15 protein-coding genes are annotated in these 16,669 nt (G+C 59.1%); 1 reads left to right on the plus strand and 14 read right to left on the minus strand.

The features are described 5' to 3' along the window. Window positions 1-28: 28 nt before the first annotated feature. The 3 genes from AC2YJX_RS01425 to AC2YJX_RS01435 form a co-directional block, all read right to left on the minus strand. On the minus strand, window positions 29-424 hold the full coding sequence (locus AC2YJX_RS01425) for a hypothetical protein (protein ID WP_487255053.1): 396 nt from the start codon (window positions 422-424) through the stop codon (window positions 29-31). Window positions 425-479: 55 nt separating this feature from the next. Further along, a complete protein-coding gene (locus AC2YJX_RS01430; RefSeq protein ID WP_487255054.1) occupies window positions 480-719 on the minus strand; it encodes a hypothetical protein in 240 nt (79 codons plus the stop codon). A gap of 187 nt (window positions 720-906) precedes the next feature. After that, complete coding sequence (locus tag AC2YJX_RS01435) at window positions 907-1,911, minus strand: DnaJ C-terminal domain-containing protein (RefSeq protein ID WP_487255055.1); 1,005 nt, start codon at window positions 1,909-1,911, stop codon at window positions 907-909. Window positions 1,912-2,327: 416 nt separating this feature from the next. Here AC2YJX_RS01435 and AC2YJX_RS01440 point away from each other — a divergent pair, with 416 nt between their 5' ends. Further along, window positions 2,328-2,918, plus strand: coding sequence for a hypothetical protein (locus tag AC2YJX_RS01440; RefSeq protein ID WP_487255056.1), 591 nt, complete (start codon window positions 2,328-2,330; stop codon window positions 2,916-2,918). Between the two features lie 282 nt (window positions 2,919-3,200). On the opposite strand, the gene AC2YJX_RS01445 is transcribed toward AC2YJX_RS01440, so the two are convergent. The 11 genes from AC2YJX_RS01445 to AC2YJX_RS01495 all read right to left on the minus strand — a co-directional run bounded on the left by AC2YJX_RS01445 (window position 3,201) and on the right by AC2YJX_RS01495 (window position 16,554). Further along, window positions 3,201-5,345: a putative bifunctional diguanylate cyclase/phosphodiesterase gene (locus tag AC2YJX_RS01445; RefSeq protein ID WP_487255410.1), complete on the minus strand. Its 2,145-nt coding sequence runs from the start codon at window positions 5,343-5,345 to the stop codon at window positions 3,201-3,203. Between the two features lie 94 nt (window positions 5,346-5,439). Next, window positions 5,440-6,201 carry a GGDEF domain-containing protein gene (locus AC2YJX_RS01450; protein ID WP_487255057.1) on the minus strand — a complete coding sequence of 254 codons (762 nt, stop codon included), beginning with the start codon at window positions 6,199-6,201 and terminating at the stop codon, window positions 5,440-5,442. Further along, a complete protein-coding gene (locus AC2YJX_RS01455; RefSeq protein ID WP_487255058.1) occupies window positions 6,202-6,591 on the minus strand; it encodes a DUF1987 domain-containing protein in 390 nt (129 codons plus the stop codon). Between the two features lie 30 nt (window positions 6,592-6,621). Next, the gene (locus AC2YJX_RS01460; protein ID WP_487255059.1) at window positions 6,622-7,194 is read right to left on the minus strand and encodes a SiaB family protein kinase; all 573 of its coding nucleotides are present in this window, start codon (window positions 7,192-7,194) and stop codon (window positions 6,622-6,624) included. A gap of 6 nt (window positions 7,195-7,200) precedes the next feature. Beyond that, a complete protein-coding gene (locus AC2YJX_RS01465) occupies window positions 7,201-8,433 on the minus strand; it encodes a SpoIIE family protein phosphatase (protein ID WP_487255060.1) in 1,233 nt (410 codons plus the stop codon). 512 nt (window positions 8,434-8,945) lie between these two features. After that, entirely contained in the window at window positions 8,946-9,857 is a 912-nt protein-coding gene (trhA, locus tag AC2YJX_RS01470) for a PAQR family membrane homeostasis protein TrhA (RefSeq protein WP_487255061.1), read from the minus strand. 126 nt (window positions 9,858-9,983) lie between these two features. Continuing rightward, the gene (locus tag AC2YJX_RS01475; RefSeq protein WP_487255062.1) at window positions 9,984-10,601 is read right to left on the minus strand and encodes a hypothetical protein; all 618 of its coding nucleotides are present in this window, start codon (window positions 10,599-10,601) and stop codon (window positions 9,984-9,986) included. Further along, window positions 10,573-10,983, minus strand: a complete 411-nt coding sequence (locus AC2YJX_RS01480) for a hypothetical protein (protein ID WP_487255063.1) — start codon at window positions 10,981-10,983, stop codon at window positions 10,573-10,575. The genes AC2YJX_RS01475 and AC2YJX_RS01480 overlap by 29 nt, the downstream gene beginning before the upstream one ends. Before the next feature lie 882 nt (window positions 10,984-11,865). Next, a complete protein-coding gene (locus AC2YJX_RS01485; RefSeq protein WP_487255064.1) occupies window positions 11,866-13,980 on the minus strand; it encodes a hypothetical protein in 2,115 nt (704 codons plus the stop codon). A 96-nt stretch (window positions 13,981-14,076) separates the two neighbouring features. Then, window positions 14,077-14,781, minus strand: coding sequence for a hypothetical protein (locus AC2YJX_RS01490; RefSeq protein ID WP_487255065.1), 705 nt, complete (start codon window positions 14,779-14,781; stop codon window positions 14,077-14,079). 645 nt (window positions 14,782-15,426) lie between these two features. Continuing rightward, window positions 15,427-16,554: an SH3 domain-containing protein gene (locus tag AC2YJX_RS01495; RefSeq protein WP_487255066.1), complete on the minus strand. Its 1,128-nt coding sequence runs from the start codon at window positions 16,552-16,554 to the stop codon at window positions 15,427-15,429. Between the last annotated feature and the right edge of the window lie 115 nt (window positions 16,555-16,669).

Raw genomic sequence — 16,669 nt, forward strand, 5'->3', positions numbered from 1 at the left:
ACGCTAGCCGGCCCGAAGCCTACATCGCTCAGGCAGCGGCATTGGCATCTACTCGGGCGACGAACTCGGCGAGGAGTTCGGGCGAGCATGCGAAAGGACAAAGGATATCTCGCGCTCTGCTGCATTTCTCATGAGAGGTCATTGTTGCCCAACTTGCAATCTTTGTCGCTCGATGCAAGGCGGCATGCCATTCATCGCGCGACGCATCGATGGCGAGCCACGTAGCCCACCGTTCCCGAGCAGCGTCACCGTCTTCTTGGACGCTCTGCTCAACGATAACGTCCATCACTCGCAGGAACATCGCATTTACAAGAGGGCTGTCCGCAATCTCGTCGTCGTGAGGCTCTATAGAGAACTTAGCTTCCCGGAAGACCCTGTGTAAGGCGTAGATTTCAGGTGTGCTTTCGACTTTGAAATATGCCATGTACCCGTCCGTGAAAAGTCAGCTCCTGGCCGAAAGCCGCAAAGTAGCCACGCAACTAGTCTAAAAAGTCCTGTGGAATTTCCTTCTTGAAGGTGGCAATTGCCTCCTCAAGAAGTTCCAGTGAGACCTCTTGTTTGTGCAGGGTTACCTCACGGGTCATCTTTGTATCGTCGCGGAAAATCTCTAAAACTAGAGTTTCATCGACATAAAGTTCGATGCCAATTCCATCTCGATTTCGAACATCGCTGGCGACAACCCATTTTTTGTTTGCTATGTCAGCAACTGGTCGATTCATATTTTGTACAGACAGGGTGTGAATGTCCGCAGTTCGCCGATAGTACTCATTCGTTTGCAGTCAGCGTATGACTGCAACCAGCCTGAACAAGTCGGACATAACTTGGCGGCCAACAACAGCTCAGTACCGATGATCTTGGTCAAAGCGAGTCGCCATCAGTCCACCATGCAGATGGTCATCGAGGATCTCACCTGCGCCGATCCTGCCAGTTGTTCACCAACCGGCTCCATGCTGCCATGCGATCACCTGCCGGCGTTCCGGCCGTCCCGGAGTTGCTGACCACCAGCCGATCGATCACGGCCTCCTGCTCCTGGCTAAACTCCTGTGGAAACATCGGTACGACGGTGACAATGCAGTCCCCTGCCTCTGCCTCGTTCGTCCACGGCAGGCCCGCGTTTTTGATGCGGTAGTTCAGATGGCCCCGCCGCAGCTTCATCTGTTGCAGCCCGCGGGGGGTTGGAACCTCAATCCAGCGATTGGCCATCCATGCAAACCCATCGACGGGCAGCTCGCACTTCAAGGTCCCATCGGCTTCAGCCGTGAAGAATTCGTGCGGCTGCAGATCCACGCGCACGCGCAGCGCTAGCTTGTGCTGGCGTCGATTGCCTTTCACTCGGGCGGAGACATGGAGCAGGTCGCCAGCGCGCGCGCCTGGCGCGACCGGCACCCGGCAGCGGTACTTGCTCGGCGGTGCCTTACCGCTAGCCGCGCAGGCAGCGCAGCTGTGGCGCGTCTTCCCCTGTCCCTGGCAGGCTGCGCATTTGACCGTGGACAAGATCCAGGCGAACCAGAGATGCTGCCGGATGTGGCCGGCGCCACCGCATTCACTGCACTCGGTAGCCTGCAGTTGCAGGCCACTGCCGGTGCACTCGGCGCAGTCTTCGATCACCTCGCCTCGAACTTCCCTGACACAACCGCTCACCACCTCCTCGAGCGTGAGGTTGATGGTGTGCTCGACGGTGGATTGTTCCGCACCGGGGGTGGGATCTTCGGTATCAGCCTCCGGTTCGGACCGGGCGTTGCGGATCATTTCCAGCGCCCGATTGATACGCTGAATCTTTCGCAGGGCATGCGGGCTGTTGTTGCGATCTGGGTGCCAGCGTGCGGACAGGCGGCGCCACGCAACCTTCACCTCGGCATCGCTGGAGCCTGGTGCCAAGCCGAGTTCGTGGTAGGGGTCGTCGAGGTCCATGATCTCATTGGCGCAAACAATGTTGCAGTGCAACATAGTAGCAGGCGCAGCGGGCAGGCAGGATCCTCGGGCTGGTCTGGCGTCCTCTGTGCACGGCCGACCTTTCCCGATCTCAGGGATATCTGCTTTCGGGTCTATTCTGTTGAAGAATTCGGAAGCTCCCGAAATGCCCAACGCAGGCAGAGAAATCGACTCGTCCTAGATTAGTCCTCTGAACCAAAGCTGGGCGGGATGCGAGCCATTGCGCCGATGCAAAAACAGGTCGAATGCGATTTCAGGCAATGCGATCAGAGGCTAAAAAAACGCCAACAGGCGACCAGCCGGCGCCGGGCATACTCGTCCGCCCCGGTCAGGCTAGCCGCCTTGCGGCCACCGCTTCAGGAAGAGCGCGTCTTGCCGATAACCAGAAGGTTACGATGAAAAGCCTCCTCGCTCTGCTGCTGGCCAGCGCCTGCTTCCAAGCGCAGTCCGCCAACCTGCCTCCCTGCGACAAGGCGGTGCGTTTCACTGCGGCTTGGTTCGCCGACCCGGAAGTGGACAACGCCAAACCGGCCGCCGAACTGACGAAGATCGGCGCGGGCGCCGGCCGCAGCGGTACGCAACTCGGCCACGTCGTTGTCGAGACCAAGCTGGCGGTGATGCCGCAGACCAGTTGCCAGGGCGTCTTCGTGCGGTTGGATTACATCAAACCGGTGCTGCGCGTAGCCAGCGAGATCCCGCCGGGCAGCTGTGCCTATGCGCACGTGATGAAACACGAGCAGACGCATGTGCGCATTCACCGCGACATCGCGCGCCAGTTCCGCGAGCTGGACTATCCCTGGGCTTCGGGCAGCAGCAGCGCGGGCATCCTGCTCTACGCAAAACAGGAACTCGACCGCCTGATGCAAGCCCAGGTGATGTTCGACAACCCCGAGGAATACGCCCGCAACTTCAGCGCGTGCGGTGGTGAGATCGCGCGGCTGGTGAAGCCCGCGGCGTCTACCAAGTCTGGGCAGACACCGCGTTGAGGCAACCGCCTTCCGCGAGGGCTGATTGGTCGCGCCTTGGACTGGACCAGAATGATGCCGACGGTCAGGCTTGCTGCCGCCGAGACCGGAGTGAGCCACCGCGCCGACCTTCGACTGCGCCACTTGTTCCGCCCCCGAACCCAACAGGCGTGTGGGGATAGAGCCACTCGCGTGGATCGCGGGGTCGTCGGCAAATGAGTCAAAAGTGGCTTACTTCTACATCGGCGCCAACTGCTCAGATACCGTAGTTGCACGGCCAAAAGGGATTCGTGCAGAGATTCTTTAGCAGCTTTTTGGGACTAAGGCCCTTCGCTCCATATGACGCTGCACCCAGGCAACCAGCGCATGCGCTTCCATAGGCATTGCGATGTGGTATCCCTGGCCTTCCTGGCAGTCCATTCCGACGAGTGCATTCCAGACAGTCGCATCCTCAATTCCTTCAGCCAATACGCTGAGCCCCAGCTTTCGCCCCAATTGAGCCACCATCTCGGCGATTCGGGCGCTGCGAGGCTCACTCAACTGACGAACAAAGGAACGATCAATCTTGATGCGATCCAGAGGCAGCCGCTCAAGATAGCTCAGCGACGAGTATCCGGTCCCGAAGTCATCGATTGCAATGGATATGCCCTGCGCGCGTAGGGCTGAGAGGGTTTGCTCCAAGAATTGAGTCGGAAGCGCAGCGACTGACTCAGTGATCTCCAGCTCCAGGTGTAGGCCCTGCAACCCGTTGGTCGCCAGCGCTGCGCAGACAAGGTCAAAGAATCCAGGGTCCTGCAACTGCACCGTGGAAACATTCACGGCCATTCTCTGTGGGGCGGTACCTGCGTTCAGAAGCTCGCGCATCGTTGAACAGGCTGTGTTGAGAACCCACTCGCCCAATCCCACGATGAGGCCAGAATGTTCGGCAACGGGGATGAACTGATCTGGAGGGACAAAACTCCCGTCGCCCTTTCGCCATCGCAGCAGAGCCTCGAGCCCGACCAGAGTATGGCTACAGAGGTTCAGTTGGGGCTGATAGACAAGGAACAGCTGCTTGTTCTCAATGGCTTCTCTCAGTTCAGATCGCAGCAATGCTCGAGCTCGTGCTTCCGTGCCCATCAGATCTGCGTACTGGAGTTCTTGACCTCGGTAGTCTCGCTTGGCACGTTTGAGGGCAATGGTGGCATCCTTGACCAAGTCAGCTCCTGCTCGTGGCTCCTCTGGCAAAAGCACATACCCACAGGTGAGCGAGACCTTGTGCGGCACGCCATCAATGTTCAGTGGGTGCCTGATGCACTCCAGCAACTGTCTAGGCTGTACGTGTCGTACAGATCCGAGGACGCCGAAGGTATCCGCCCCGAGACGGGCCAGCAGCACACTAGGAGGCAAAGACGCTTCGAGGCAGCGGGCGACCTTTTCCAGAAGCCGGTCACCGAACCGGTGACCCATCACGTCGTTCGTAGCGCTGAAGTCGTCGATGTCGACCAATGCCAGAATGTGGCCGTTCGTTCCATGCCGTGAGCACTCGTTGACCTCGTGGACAAAGTGCGCGCGATTGGGAAGGTTGACCAATGGGTCATGGTATGCACTCTCATGCAAACGACTAAGGAGACCTCGGTTGTGCAGGAGGGTTCCGAAATTGGCGCGCAGCACGTCCAGTACCTGCCGGTCAAGTCCGTGGTGGTCCCTGGGCACGTGGATGAACACGACGAGGTCTTGTTCATCCTTGTGCCCGATGTGCAGCGCCAGCCCCCCGTCCTTGCCGTAGATGTTGCTTTTGCTTTCCGCCGACTTGAGAAGCAGGTCCAGTTCCGGTCCTGGCGTCACCAGATCGAGCGGGAGATCCACAAACTCGGAAAATTTCCCGGATGCCGCCATCACGTAGTAGTCACGCTGGCTTTCCCCACGCTGCGCGCAGACCATGCCTTCTCGTTTTACTTTCAGCAGCGCGGAGATTTGGGTCAGCACAGCCGAAGCGAACTCGTAATCGCCCTTTGTTTCGAGAAGAGATGCGCTTGATCGCACGATAAGTTCGAGGCTTGATCGGCTGGCATCTACAGCGCAGAGCTGTTTGTAAGACCGAATTGCTGTCACGACCATGGCCAGAAGCCGATCTCTAGTGAGTTCCGCCTTGGTCCGGTAGTCGTTGATGTCGTACCTGAGCAGTGTTTCCAAATCAGGGACCTGCCCCGGTTGACCCGTTCGAAGGACGATGCGGGTGTTTCTCAGGCCCGCGGAATGGCGGATGAAGTCGACCAGGTCGAGTTCCGAGCTGGCCTGCTCCGCCCCCACGTCGAGTATGACCATGGCGAGGTCATGTGCACGCAGCAGCAGCAACCGTGCTTCGTCGTCCGAGAACGCATGCGTGAATGCCAAGGGTCGTCCAAACAGCGTTTGGCCCTCAAGCGCACTCAGAGTTGCAGTGTGAACGTCGGGATCACCGTCCACGACGAGTATTCGCCAACTTGTTCTGCTGTTGCGCTCGTCTTGTCGTGCTGCTTCATGAGTGGTCAACCCTCCATCGGTCCAGCGCCCCTCAGTCTCAGACAACATGCTCGGCAGACGGCAAGGCGTTGGTCGCGAGGCGGACCTGGTTTCGGCCCCCTCGCTTGGCGACGTAGAGCGCTTCATCGGCAAGGCCGTACGCGCTGTCGAAGTCACTGCCGGCGGGCCCCCAGCACACCCCAAAGCTGGCAGTGACGCTACTCCCGTCAGGCAGATCGAATGCGTAGGCTTCGATAGCGTGGCGCAAATCTTGCGCTACGCGCTCGGATGCCGCTCCACCATGATGCGGAAGCACGACAGTGAACTCTTCGCCCCCAACACGCCCGATGTGAGCGGTCGTAGGAACGACAGCCTGAAGGCAAGCCACTACCCCCTGGATGACCCGGTCACCCACCGGATGCCCGAAGCTGTCGTTGATTCGCTTGAAATGATCGATGTCTAGAACGATCAACGCGAGATCTTCCCGGCCGAAGTGTCGATTGACCAAATCAATGACAGCCGCCCGGTTGAGGACGCCGGTGAGCGGGTCGTGATTGGCGCGGTGTTCCAGCTCGGCGGCCAGGTCCTGAAGTCGCGTGTTCATCTGGTTCATTTCCAGCTCGGCCCGGTCGCTGCGACGCACGAGCCTACGCGTTTCCCGAAGAAGTCGCTCGTAGGCAAGGATCAAGTCGCCAAGCGCTTGCCCACATGCTTCTTGCGCGGAGCTTGGGCAGGCCGCGTGTGCAGCCCTGGCCGCCAGTAGCGTTTGATTCTCTGCGTCAAAAATGTCGGGGGCGTGCCTCGCGGGAGCGCCTAGCATTCAAGCGGCTCCGACCGAATGGTTGACGAACTCGATGGCCGGGAAATCTTCACTCAGTTCCTGGCCGAACTCGAGAATGGTGTCATCTTCTTCGTCGTGATACCAATTGAGCACGACGCGGTTTCCTGCCGCGGCGGCGTTGTCTAGCGCTTCAATGAGGTTGAACAGCATTTTCGTGCTGGAGCTATTGAAGTAAGCCAATGCGATGTTCACTTCCAACGTGATTTCGCTTTGTGTAGCCAGAAACTCTCTTAGCTTCGCGACGATGTCCCCATAGAAGGCTGCTGCGTTTTCGGGATATGACTCGCCCCGCAGGCTGAGATTGCGCGTGTCAAACTTGAAGTCCACCTCGGGCGAACTTGGCGTCGGTGGGATATAGAGGTTGTCCATCAGTAGTCTCGATTCGTCGGCTCTCAGTGCTTAGATTGCCGCCTTCAGATAAAAGACGGGGGAATCGCCAGACTCATTGGTGGCGTCGAAATCAAACTCAAGAGGCTCTCGAGCGTCCCGCGCGACGGTCAGGAACCCCAATCCCGCACCCTTGCTCCCATCCGGCGTGTCCTCACGCAGCGTCTGGCGGTAGGCCAGCTTGATCTCTTCGAGCGTCATGCTGCGCAGCGCAGTCAGCTTCACGCGAAGCTCCTCGGCCATCAGAGGTTCAATGGGATTCGCACAGAGCAGGGAAAAGCTACCGTCGAGTTCGCGGCGAATGCAAACCGAGCCATGGCGCAGTTCGCCATCGTTTAGACTGGCGGGGGTAAGCGAGTCCGCTGAGTAATGAATGATGTTCTGCGCCATCTCGACAAACGACGAGAAAAGCTTACGTCGGGTTGGTGCGGCGACCCCGGCGACTTCCAGTTGGAGCTTCACCGCATCGGCCATCGCGGCCACGATGTGCTGTGAGAAGTACCCTACGTAATAGAAGATAACCTGGTGCTCGCGCGCCAGGCTGAAGAACGAGCCGTACTTGTCGGCAATTTTGTGGGACGTCATATCTGTCTATGTGCGGAAGCAGAAGAAGGTGAGGTCATCGCGCCGGTGGTGCTCGCCCTGCCAAATGCGGAGCGATTCCAGCAATGCCGCGTTGAGCTCTGTAGGTGTCTTTTCTTTGTGCTCGAGCAATAGCTCCCGAACGCGCCGCTTGCCGAAAGCAATGCCGCGAGGCCCGCCGATCTGGTCAACCAGCCCATCGGTACTGACGAAGACCACACTCCCCGGGGGAAGAATTGCTTCCTGGTTCTGCCATGCGTAGTCGAAGTCGCTGTCCACATAGCCCACTCCCCTGCGTTGTGCATCGAGCATCTCCACGGCATCGGCTTCAGGGCGGAGTACGAACATTGAAAGTCGTGCCCCTGCAAAGATCAGCCGGCCGTTGGCAGGCTCAAACCAGAAGCAGGCAGCGTCCATGCCGTCATCAGAACCGGGCGTCCCATCCTGGCCGTTCATCTGGCCCAGCATCTGCTTGATGCTTCGATTGACATGGCCCAGCAATCTCGCGGGGTCCCGAGGACCGTTTTGCTCAATAGCCTGGTTCAGGCTGGTGGACGCAATCAAAGTCATGAATGCGCCAGGAACCCCATGCCCTGTGCAATCGGCCACCGTGGCGAACCAACCGTCTGAATCTGTGCTGAACTGGTAGAAGTCGCCTCCGACGATGTCCCGCGGCTGCCAAACCAGGTTGGCATCTGGACAGGCCCGTGCCAAGGCATCCAGGGAGCTGCGCAGAGTGGACTGCTGAATCACACTCGCATACTCAATGCTGTGCATGATCTGGCGGTTTCGAGAGGCCTGCATATCTGCCACGACCCGCATAAGCTGCAAACCGTTGCCGATGCCCGCGAAAGCGCCGTCGCGCGTGATGATGAAGCCGTCGGACAGGGCTTTCTCTCCGTACTCCACCGTTTTGAACGTCAGCGCATCGATGTCCAGGGCCTCGTCGACGATCAACGGCTCCTTGTCCATGAACGCGATACAGCTCTTTCTACCGTACAGTTCTTGCCGGAACTGCTTGCTCATCTGTGACAAGAAGATACTGCGATTGATGAGGCCGATCGGCTGATTGCCTTCCACGACGGGGAGGCTCACGAGGTCGCGGTGGCGGTTGAATACCTCCATCACTTTGTCGTTTGTCTGATCAGTGGTCATGCACGGCACTTCGATGCACAGATCGGCCGCGCTGGGCTGGCGGAATCGGGGCCGGAAATCGCGCAGGTATTCGGTGGTTTCGGGCATGAGGCGTGGCAAGAGCCGAAGGGCGTTGTGTCTAAATGTTACGACTGCCATATTGCGGTTTCGTGACGCAGTCGTTGTTTAGCGAGCTTTCTAAATAAATTGCACCGGAATGGTCTCAGGCTAAGCATCGGAGTGCGCCCTGGAGTGATCTGCGCGACCTTGCGCACATGTGAATACGTTGGTGCCCGGTCCGCAGTGGCTTGGACGGTTTACCGAATGATCCGATGACCTAGGCTGCCGAGTGACTTGGGCGCTTCACACTTTCGGAATGTCTGCAGCGCGGACTCGGGCGCCGAAACGAAGTACCGTCAATTGCTGTGCCGCGAGATGGCAGACAAGGATTCCAAGGCTTGGCCCAGCGTGGGCTGGTTGGCGGCGAGGCGAGAGGCATCCGTCAAGGCTACAAAGAAGGCGCGGGCCAAGATGCTGCTTGATCACACGTTGCGCTCGACTGCTCACGGACACCTCGGTTCGAGCTCAGTTGTGCTGTTGCTGAACTTCAACCTCCAAGCTCACATAACGACTCTGACAACCGCTGCATAGTGGCTCGCCGTTCCACCCAGTACAAACAAGTGCCAAACTCCATGCGCATGGCGATATCCAGCGCGATTGACGTAGAAGACCGTTCCAGCTGTGTAGAGGGCTGCCCCGATGAGCAACCACTGTAGCCCTCTCGCGTCGATCTGGGCAAGCAGCGGTACGGCAGCAACCACCATGACCCACCCCATTCCAATGTAGAGTGCCAGGGGCGGTTTTGGGGAGTCGACACCAAGTTCGCGCGCTATTCCCAGCAGGGCAATGCTCCACACTGCCACCAGGCGGGCCCAGTCCCAGGCACCCTGCACCGCAACCAATACAAAGGGCGTATAGCTGCCAGCAATGAGCAAGTAGATTGCACAGTGGTCAGCACGTTGCCACCACAACTTCGCTTGCCCATGCGAGCCATGGAAGAAGGTGGATGCGGCATACAGTGCAACGCAGGACAGCGCAAAAACCAGCCCCCCAACGATCTTTCCCACGTTGCCAGTGGGCAGGCTGGCCGTGAGCATGAGTGGAACGCCTAAAACAGCCAATGCAAACCCAAACAAGTGGGTGCAGGTGTTGAAGCGTTCGCCTGGGCGCATTCGGATGAAGTGCTTGATTGGCTCCAGTGAATCAGTTGGGCGTGACGTGGGTATGAAGAAAAGGGGAAGCTCTTTATCTTGTCCAACTGGTAGCGGCGATGCTTCTCCATATCGGGTATCGGCATCCAGCACTTCTTCGCTACAGCTCAGCCCGGTCAGTTGCTCGATCTCCTCGACGGTCGAGAGAAACTCGGACAGCGGTTGGCCTTGGCCGGCAGAGCAGTCCACTAGGCTGCGGAGGATTGCAGTGGGAGGCGGGCTGGGAGATACCCTGACGAGTAGCCGCTGGGAAGCGTTCATAAATCCAGCTTGAATACAGCCACAGACTCCATCAATGCCTGGGCCTAGTGGCTCAAACTGCTGGCAGCGGCAGCCATCTCCTCGACCAGCGCTGCGGCTGGGTGGCCGCATGCGGTTGCTGCGGCGTCAGCACATCACGATGTTTTCGAGGTGGAATGCGAAAGGCGTCGCATTGGCGCCAGGGCCGCCGCCAGTCATGACGATGTCGGCGCTGGCAATACCCTGCAGGGACAGCTCGGTGTTGATGTTGGAGATGATCGCCGAGTCCATGACCTGGCCCTGCACGATCTGCGAGGCCGCGCCGATCCAGATGGTGGGCTTGAACTCAAACACCGCCTTTTGCTGCGGTGCGATCGAGGTCTTGATGGCCAGGAGCTTGCCATCCTTGTAGCAGCTGGCGTTGATAGCACCCTTGGGCAGCGCATTGAGCACCTGCACCTCCTTGGAGCTGGCGCAGGCATCAGCGGGCACAAGGCGGTATCCCGAGGTCGTCGGTTCCGTCTGAAACAGCTGACCATGCTCCCCGTCCAGCTGTGGGGTGTAGTTGCCATAGCTGTCACTGGCCCCGACCTGCATGCTCATGGGAAAGGTGAACGGATGGTTGTCGCCTGGAGCGCAGTACTTGATGACCTGCCAGGCCACCGCGAGCTCGTCAAAGTTGGTCGCGACGTTCTTTTGGAATATCACGACCTCCGAGTTGTTCGTGTCGTTGGATTTATTGATGAAATTGAGTTGAATGCCCATGGGTTTCTCCTGTTGGTGAAAGTGGTGACAACACGCTGCGTATTGCCTGTTTGTCATCTTTGCCCTCCAGCCCCGACGGCGAACCCAGCGTGTCCAGCCCTGGCGGTTGCCTTCTGAATCGGACGATGTTTTCAAGATTGACTTCGCAGGTGATTGAGCCTTCGCCGGGGCCGCCTTCGCTCATGACGATGTCGGCACTCGCGATGCCGATCGGTGAGAGCGCGGTGTTGATTTCCGTCATCACGGCCGAGTGAATGGGTCGCCCCAGCACAACCTGGGAGTACGAGCCTTCCCGTAGCGCGGGCTGGCACTGGAACAGCGCCGTTTCCCCAGGTGCCATCGAGGTACCCGCTGCACATTCATTGCCTTCAACTTTGGTCAAGTTTCCCTCCCGGTTTCCAGAGTATTGGCGGTTGTCAATCTCGGGTGTGCGCACATGGATGCGCTGCTTGCCTGGAGTCTGGCGTCTGCGCTCCTGGCACTTGCTATTCGGTACGCGATTGTTAGGGGTATGGCGCAATGTGGCTATGTTTTTTTTGCACAACTCGCCCACACGTATGGCGCAGATGTCGTGGTAGGTCGTCTCGCGTGAAACGCAGTGCCCGGCTCGCAGCGAACCGCGCGATCGAGCGGTAGATTTCGAGAGCGAGGCGACCGTTCCAGGTCGGTGACGTGAAACGATGGATGTTTGCGGCTGCTGCCGCTCATGCACTGGACCGCGGATGACTCAGATCAGCCTGGTCCCGCCGTAGCCGTTTCAATCGACTGGTCCGCAGCGGTTACTGCTGTTAGCCGTTCGCATGCCGGAGACCGGTGCGGGTCAACATGCAGACACTCACCGCGCTGGAAAAGAACCTCGCTCAAGGACTACGCCATGCTCGTTTCCCTGTAGCGAGCAGTATTACTTTGCGTTCTGCGCGATGCTACTCGGGTGACCCAGGGTCTCTGCCCGCTTGCGCGCTCTGCGTGCGCGTTGTCGCCCGACCGAATTGTTCAAGCACAGCATGTCATGAGTGATTTCCGCTAAGGAAATCAGTACGCGGCGCGATTCCTCATGCCATCGAAGCGCCTACTACGGCGGCGGGCGCGGCCGCCTTAGCACGCCGACAGGCTGTGCCAAATGACCGATGCTGAAAGCAGCGGTCGTTGTGGCTGCAAATTGCGAATGTCTCGGTTCAGCATAACCAGCCAGCTGGCTCCTGATGCAACAGACGCCCCTGGCCGATAAGGGCAAGGCTGCTGACGGGTCAACGCGTACCGCCGCCTACCCCTTCAGTTGCTTCATGTGCGCATGTTCGAAATAGAAATCCAGCGTACCCAGCGAAGCGTGCCGGGTGTTCCACAGGGCGGCCCTCAAGGCTGCGGGTGAATCTACTCCGTCCAGAAGCACCAAGAACTGCGGAATGCTCAGGAACCAACAGTTGAAAAATCGCGCGGCCTCTCCCTTCTGTCCCATTAATGGCTGCAGCTGGTTGACCTGGGTTCGAAGCTCCTCCAGCTGTGCATTGATCTTGTCGAATTTCGCTTGGAGTGCGGGATCGACGTGGACGTACCCCGTCGCAAGCTGCACCTGAAGAAACTGCTGGAGCAGTATCCGATCCTGGAAGCCGCCGTAGTCAAACAGGGTAACGGCAATGCGCTCAATCGCCCTTCCGTTGAGCTCAACGCGACGGCGCTGGCCATCCTTCTCGAGGAGCAGGAACCCATCACGGCGAATCCTGATCTCATGCCACCCCGCCTGCAGTTGGGCGAGCAACAAGCTTGCCGCCATGTCCATGAGCAACGCGGTGTCGGAGCCTGCCTGAGCCTTTCGCGTGAGCGGTTGTTTCTTCATCTCGATGAAGATCACCGTTTCTGGACATTCGATGACGATGTCGCATTCCCCGTGCGATCCGAGCGAATCGTCGTAGTCGCCCTGTAGGGCCACGATCCCATGGGCGCCCAACTCCTGCCGGAGAAAGCGCTCCATCTCCTCGCCCACAATGGATTCGAAATTCTTCAATTTCGTCGACCGAAGGACTGTGAACACAGCCTCAATAATGGCTGGGGCAACCAGCGCTTTCTCGAACAGCATGAAGCCGCCATCGCGGGTGGCCAACAGCGGGCGTTCGAAGAAATCGTGCCCGGCGCGCTTCTCGCGAGGCAGTGCATCCTCCGGCGCGTCGGTTGGCTTGTTGAAACGCTGGTTGGCACCCGGATATGCATGGCTGAAGACTTCGTCCAACGCGAATTTCACGATTCGAGCATCAACGCCCGAACAGCGCGCGGCGATTGACGCGTGGCTGACGAAAGACGAGCCACGCGCTCCACCGCTTGCGAGGATCGCATCACCCACCGCGAACAGGTCGTTGAGCGTCCAGCCGCTGCCCCTCTTTTGGTCCGGATCGAGCGAACCGAGCAGACCGCGTAGCAGTTTCATGACGTCCGACGGTCGAGTCTGCGTGATCGCGAACAGCGAGTCATACAACGCCAGCTCCTGCAGAAACGGGACGAGCGTCTTCGTATCTTTAAACAGCAGTCCGAAAGTGCTGTACGGCTGCACGTCGAACAGCGCGGCGTAATCCGTGCTTAGTGCGATGAGCTCGCGCCACGAACTCTCGTCGCCGCGATACGGCTTTTTTCCAGAAGCATGTTTCGCGCACAGCTGCAGCAGGAAATTGATCGGAATCTGCGGGCTGCCTTCTCCGATCTGGGAAGGGCGTCTTCCGTAGTGGTATCTCTCTTGTCCGCTGTCGTATACAGCGGACAGAAGCGAGAACAACTTCTGGGACACCCGGAAACCGGGGAAACATGCCACGATCCGCTGGAGCCTGTCGACGAGCCGATCCTCGTCTGCGGGCTCGATAAAGATCTTTCCCGGCTCGCGACGCAGCATATAGCCTTTGTCCCTGAGTCTGAGGGCGGCCCGCGCGACTTCGAGGTCCCGTCGAAATTGAATCTGTATATGTGACGTCTGCGTCGAGTAGTCATTGGCGCGCAGGGTTTCGTATTCGACGGCCCGCTGCACCGCCAGCCTCCAGTCGCCACGGGGCGTGACGTCTGACGTCCCTTGGCGCGACCGAAGAGCATCGACCACAATGCAAACCACAGCGAAGTCCGCGCCGAGCGGAGTCCTATCCAGTACATGCGTATACAGAATTTCCCTGCGCAAGGATCTGAACTGCTGCAGTGCACGGCGATGTCCGGAGTGGAACGACGCGGCAATACCCTCGCGCAGACATTCCTCGACATCACTGCGTTTGAAGCTTCCCGTATCGCTTGGCAGTCCGACATACCGATGCAGCGCCACAAGATCGTCGTGAATCGACTTGACGCCGTTAGGGCACATCGCCACTTCCCGCAGGAAGGAGGCCAGGTCCGGCAGTTCATCCTCTTGCATGAATCACATCCCTACTTTCGTGATCGAAATGCATAGAAATTTCGGAGCGCCGGCAAAGGGGTGCCTGTCGATGACGCATTTTGCTAGACGCCGGTGTCAAGGCCGGTCAGGCCATAACTTGGCGCTGAAGTTGTTGAGCCCACGGGTGTAGGGATCGGGCTTCACCTGGAAGGTCTTCGGGACTTCCGTACCCTTGCCTCCGCCCCTGAAATAGTCCCTGACGGAAAAAAGCGCTTGGTCCTTGAGGTGCTCCCACTCGTGGTGTAGGGCCTCCTGGCGCTCCTGCGTCTGCCTAGCGGCGCTCGGCTTGCGAGCTGGCAGCAGCGGGGTGTAGTCGGGCCGCAAGTCGACGTCGTAGAGGAAGGTGATGTCGCTGTGTACCCATGGCTCCGCTGGCGAAAGGCGCCATCGATAGCTCACGCGTACAAACAACTGTGTGCTGAAAGCATGGTGCGGCCTGATCAGGGCGTCGATGTAGAAGCGCTCTCCTTCCTCCGCTTCAATCTCCATGCGGTACTGCATCTGCTGTACCGCGTTCAGCAGGGCGTTACCTGCGCTGAGCGCTTCGCGCAGAGTCTCCGCACGTTTCTTGTCGGCTTTCGCTCTCCCGTACGCGTCGAGCGCCCGCTCGAAGGCGTGCCGTTTCGTCGAGACGAAAATCCCGCAGCCGTCCAGTCGGAGCTGTCGCAGCGCGGACAGTCGCTCGTCCCGCAGGCACTGTTCGATGAGCACGCGAAGCACTTCGCTGTCGATATTCCCCAGCGCGTCCTGCTCGCTGCGGGGGATATTGATGTCACCCATGTCGTTCTCCCTCTCTGTGTCGTCAGATCACGTGAGCCTGCTCCCGCCATTCCAACCCACGGGCTGCTGTTGACCGTAGCGCGTAGCGCTTCGTGAAGCAGTTTAGGGCGGTCTTATACCCATACGACCACCTGCAAAACTAAGTGGAGGAGACGGCATTGTCCTCGCACTCCAGCCCTATAGGGGCGACCCACTGGGGATCTCGTATCCCAGGGGAGCAATGCGCCACAAGGAAGGCAAGCAATCTCAGCAATCGATTTCGACTACCAAGCTACCAACATCAGGTTGGATGGCCTCACTGCAGCACCAAACCTGCAGAGCCTACTCATCGAGACACCTCGAAAAGATCCCCACTGCCTGGGGTCACATCCTCAGGAGAGGCGTCATGCGAGTACTGAGACAGTTCGTTATTGGCGTCGGCGTGTACTGAACATGGGTGGGAGCACGGGAGCTTCGCAGCGGTTGCCGTCTGTCGCCTGCGGCGCACGAACTTCCGGTAAGCGCCATTAAGCGTGACGCACGCCCAGGAGGCCGGCAGCGCCTCAGGTGTCAACTGTTCGACGTACAGCAGCGCAGCTCGCCCGAGTCTTGCTCACCTCAGACAGACGGACCAACGCGGACGCGCACGACCCTCGCTCGGGACGTTCAGTTGAACTTGCCAAGATGGCGGGAGAACACCCAGCCTTGAATCTCGGCACCGCTCTCCTTGTCGGTCCGTAGGACCAAAGCGAAGTCTTTCTCCTTCTTCAGCAGTTTCACCGCCTTGCCGAAAGACAGGCGCCCGACCTCCGGCGAGCGGGCTCTAGGGTTCTGCCGAACAATGAGCACCTTGGCCGAGACGTAGCGGTACTCCACCAGCAGTTGCGGTGACCCCACTACCGTGCGCGCGTTCTCCTGCACCGCCTTCTTGGCTGCCTGCGGGCTCTCGCCCAGCACCGCCGGCGCGTAGTGCCCCATGGCCGCCCCTATGGCGCCGGCAATCAACCAGTCCATTACCGTGCGGAAAAACAGCCACAGCATCAGCTGCACTGTGGGCTTCTGCTGCGCCTGGATGGCGAGGACGATGCTCTCGACCGCCTCCTGGAACGACTCCTGCTCAGCGGCCACCTGAGTTATGGACTCCGCGGCCTGCTTGGTCTCCTGTTCGTCTATCTCACTAGCCTCGAACTGGCTGAAGTCAATCTCGCGCAACGTCGGCCAAAAGTGGTCCAACGACTTCTTGGCCTCCTCCATTGCCCGTATCGCGGGGTTTGCCTCCTCCAGTTGGCGCGCAAAGTCGACAGCCGAGAGTCCGCCAAAGGCTTGGCGCCGAAGCTTCTCCAGCATCTCTTGATGCACAGAGATCGGCTTCAGGTTCCGCGCATAGTGCTTGGCGATATCGTTGATTGAGTCGAGGCCTGCCGCCCTTCGCATGGCCTCGTTCTTGATAGTCAGGCCAGCCGCTCGCCGAATGGTGTCGTTGTACATACCGAGGCTGGCGAACGTGTCTTTTGGGAAGTACTGTTCCATCATGCGCTTCGCCTGCGCAGCGATGGACGACCCATCGATGATTTCTTGGACATGCTTGGGGACCACCGAGCGCTCCAGCATTTCCTGAATCTGGCGGTGCGGCTCGAACTGTCGCGTCAACCCCTCCAGCTGGTAACGCTTCACGAGGTCCGGCATCTCTTGGATTTGGCGCAGCGGGCGCATCTGACGCTCGAACTGCTCCTGAATCTGCTGGAGCGCGGTCTTCTTGGGCCTGCCTGGCGGTTCGTCATGCGTGATGTTCATCCTAGCATTTTGACCGCGAGTCGGCTCGTGAAATCCAAGTCGCCGAGGCGAAGGTCTTGCCCGGGCGCAAACATTGACAACGGTTTTCTCATGCACAGGGCCCCACAAGACAGCG

Source organism: Acidovorax sp. SRI_002 (assembly GCF_057586455.1).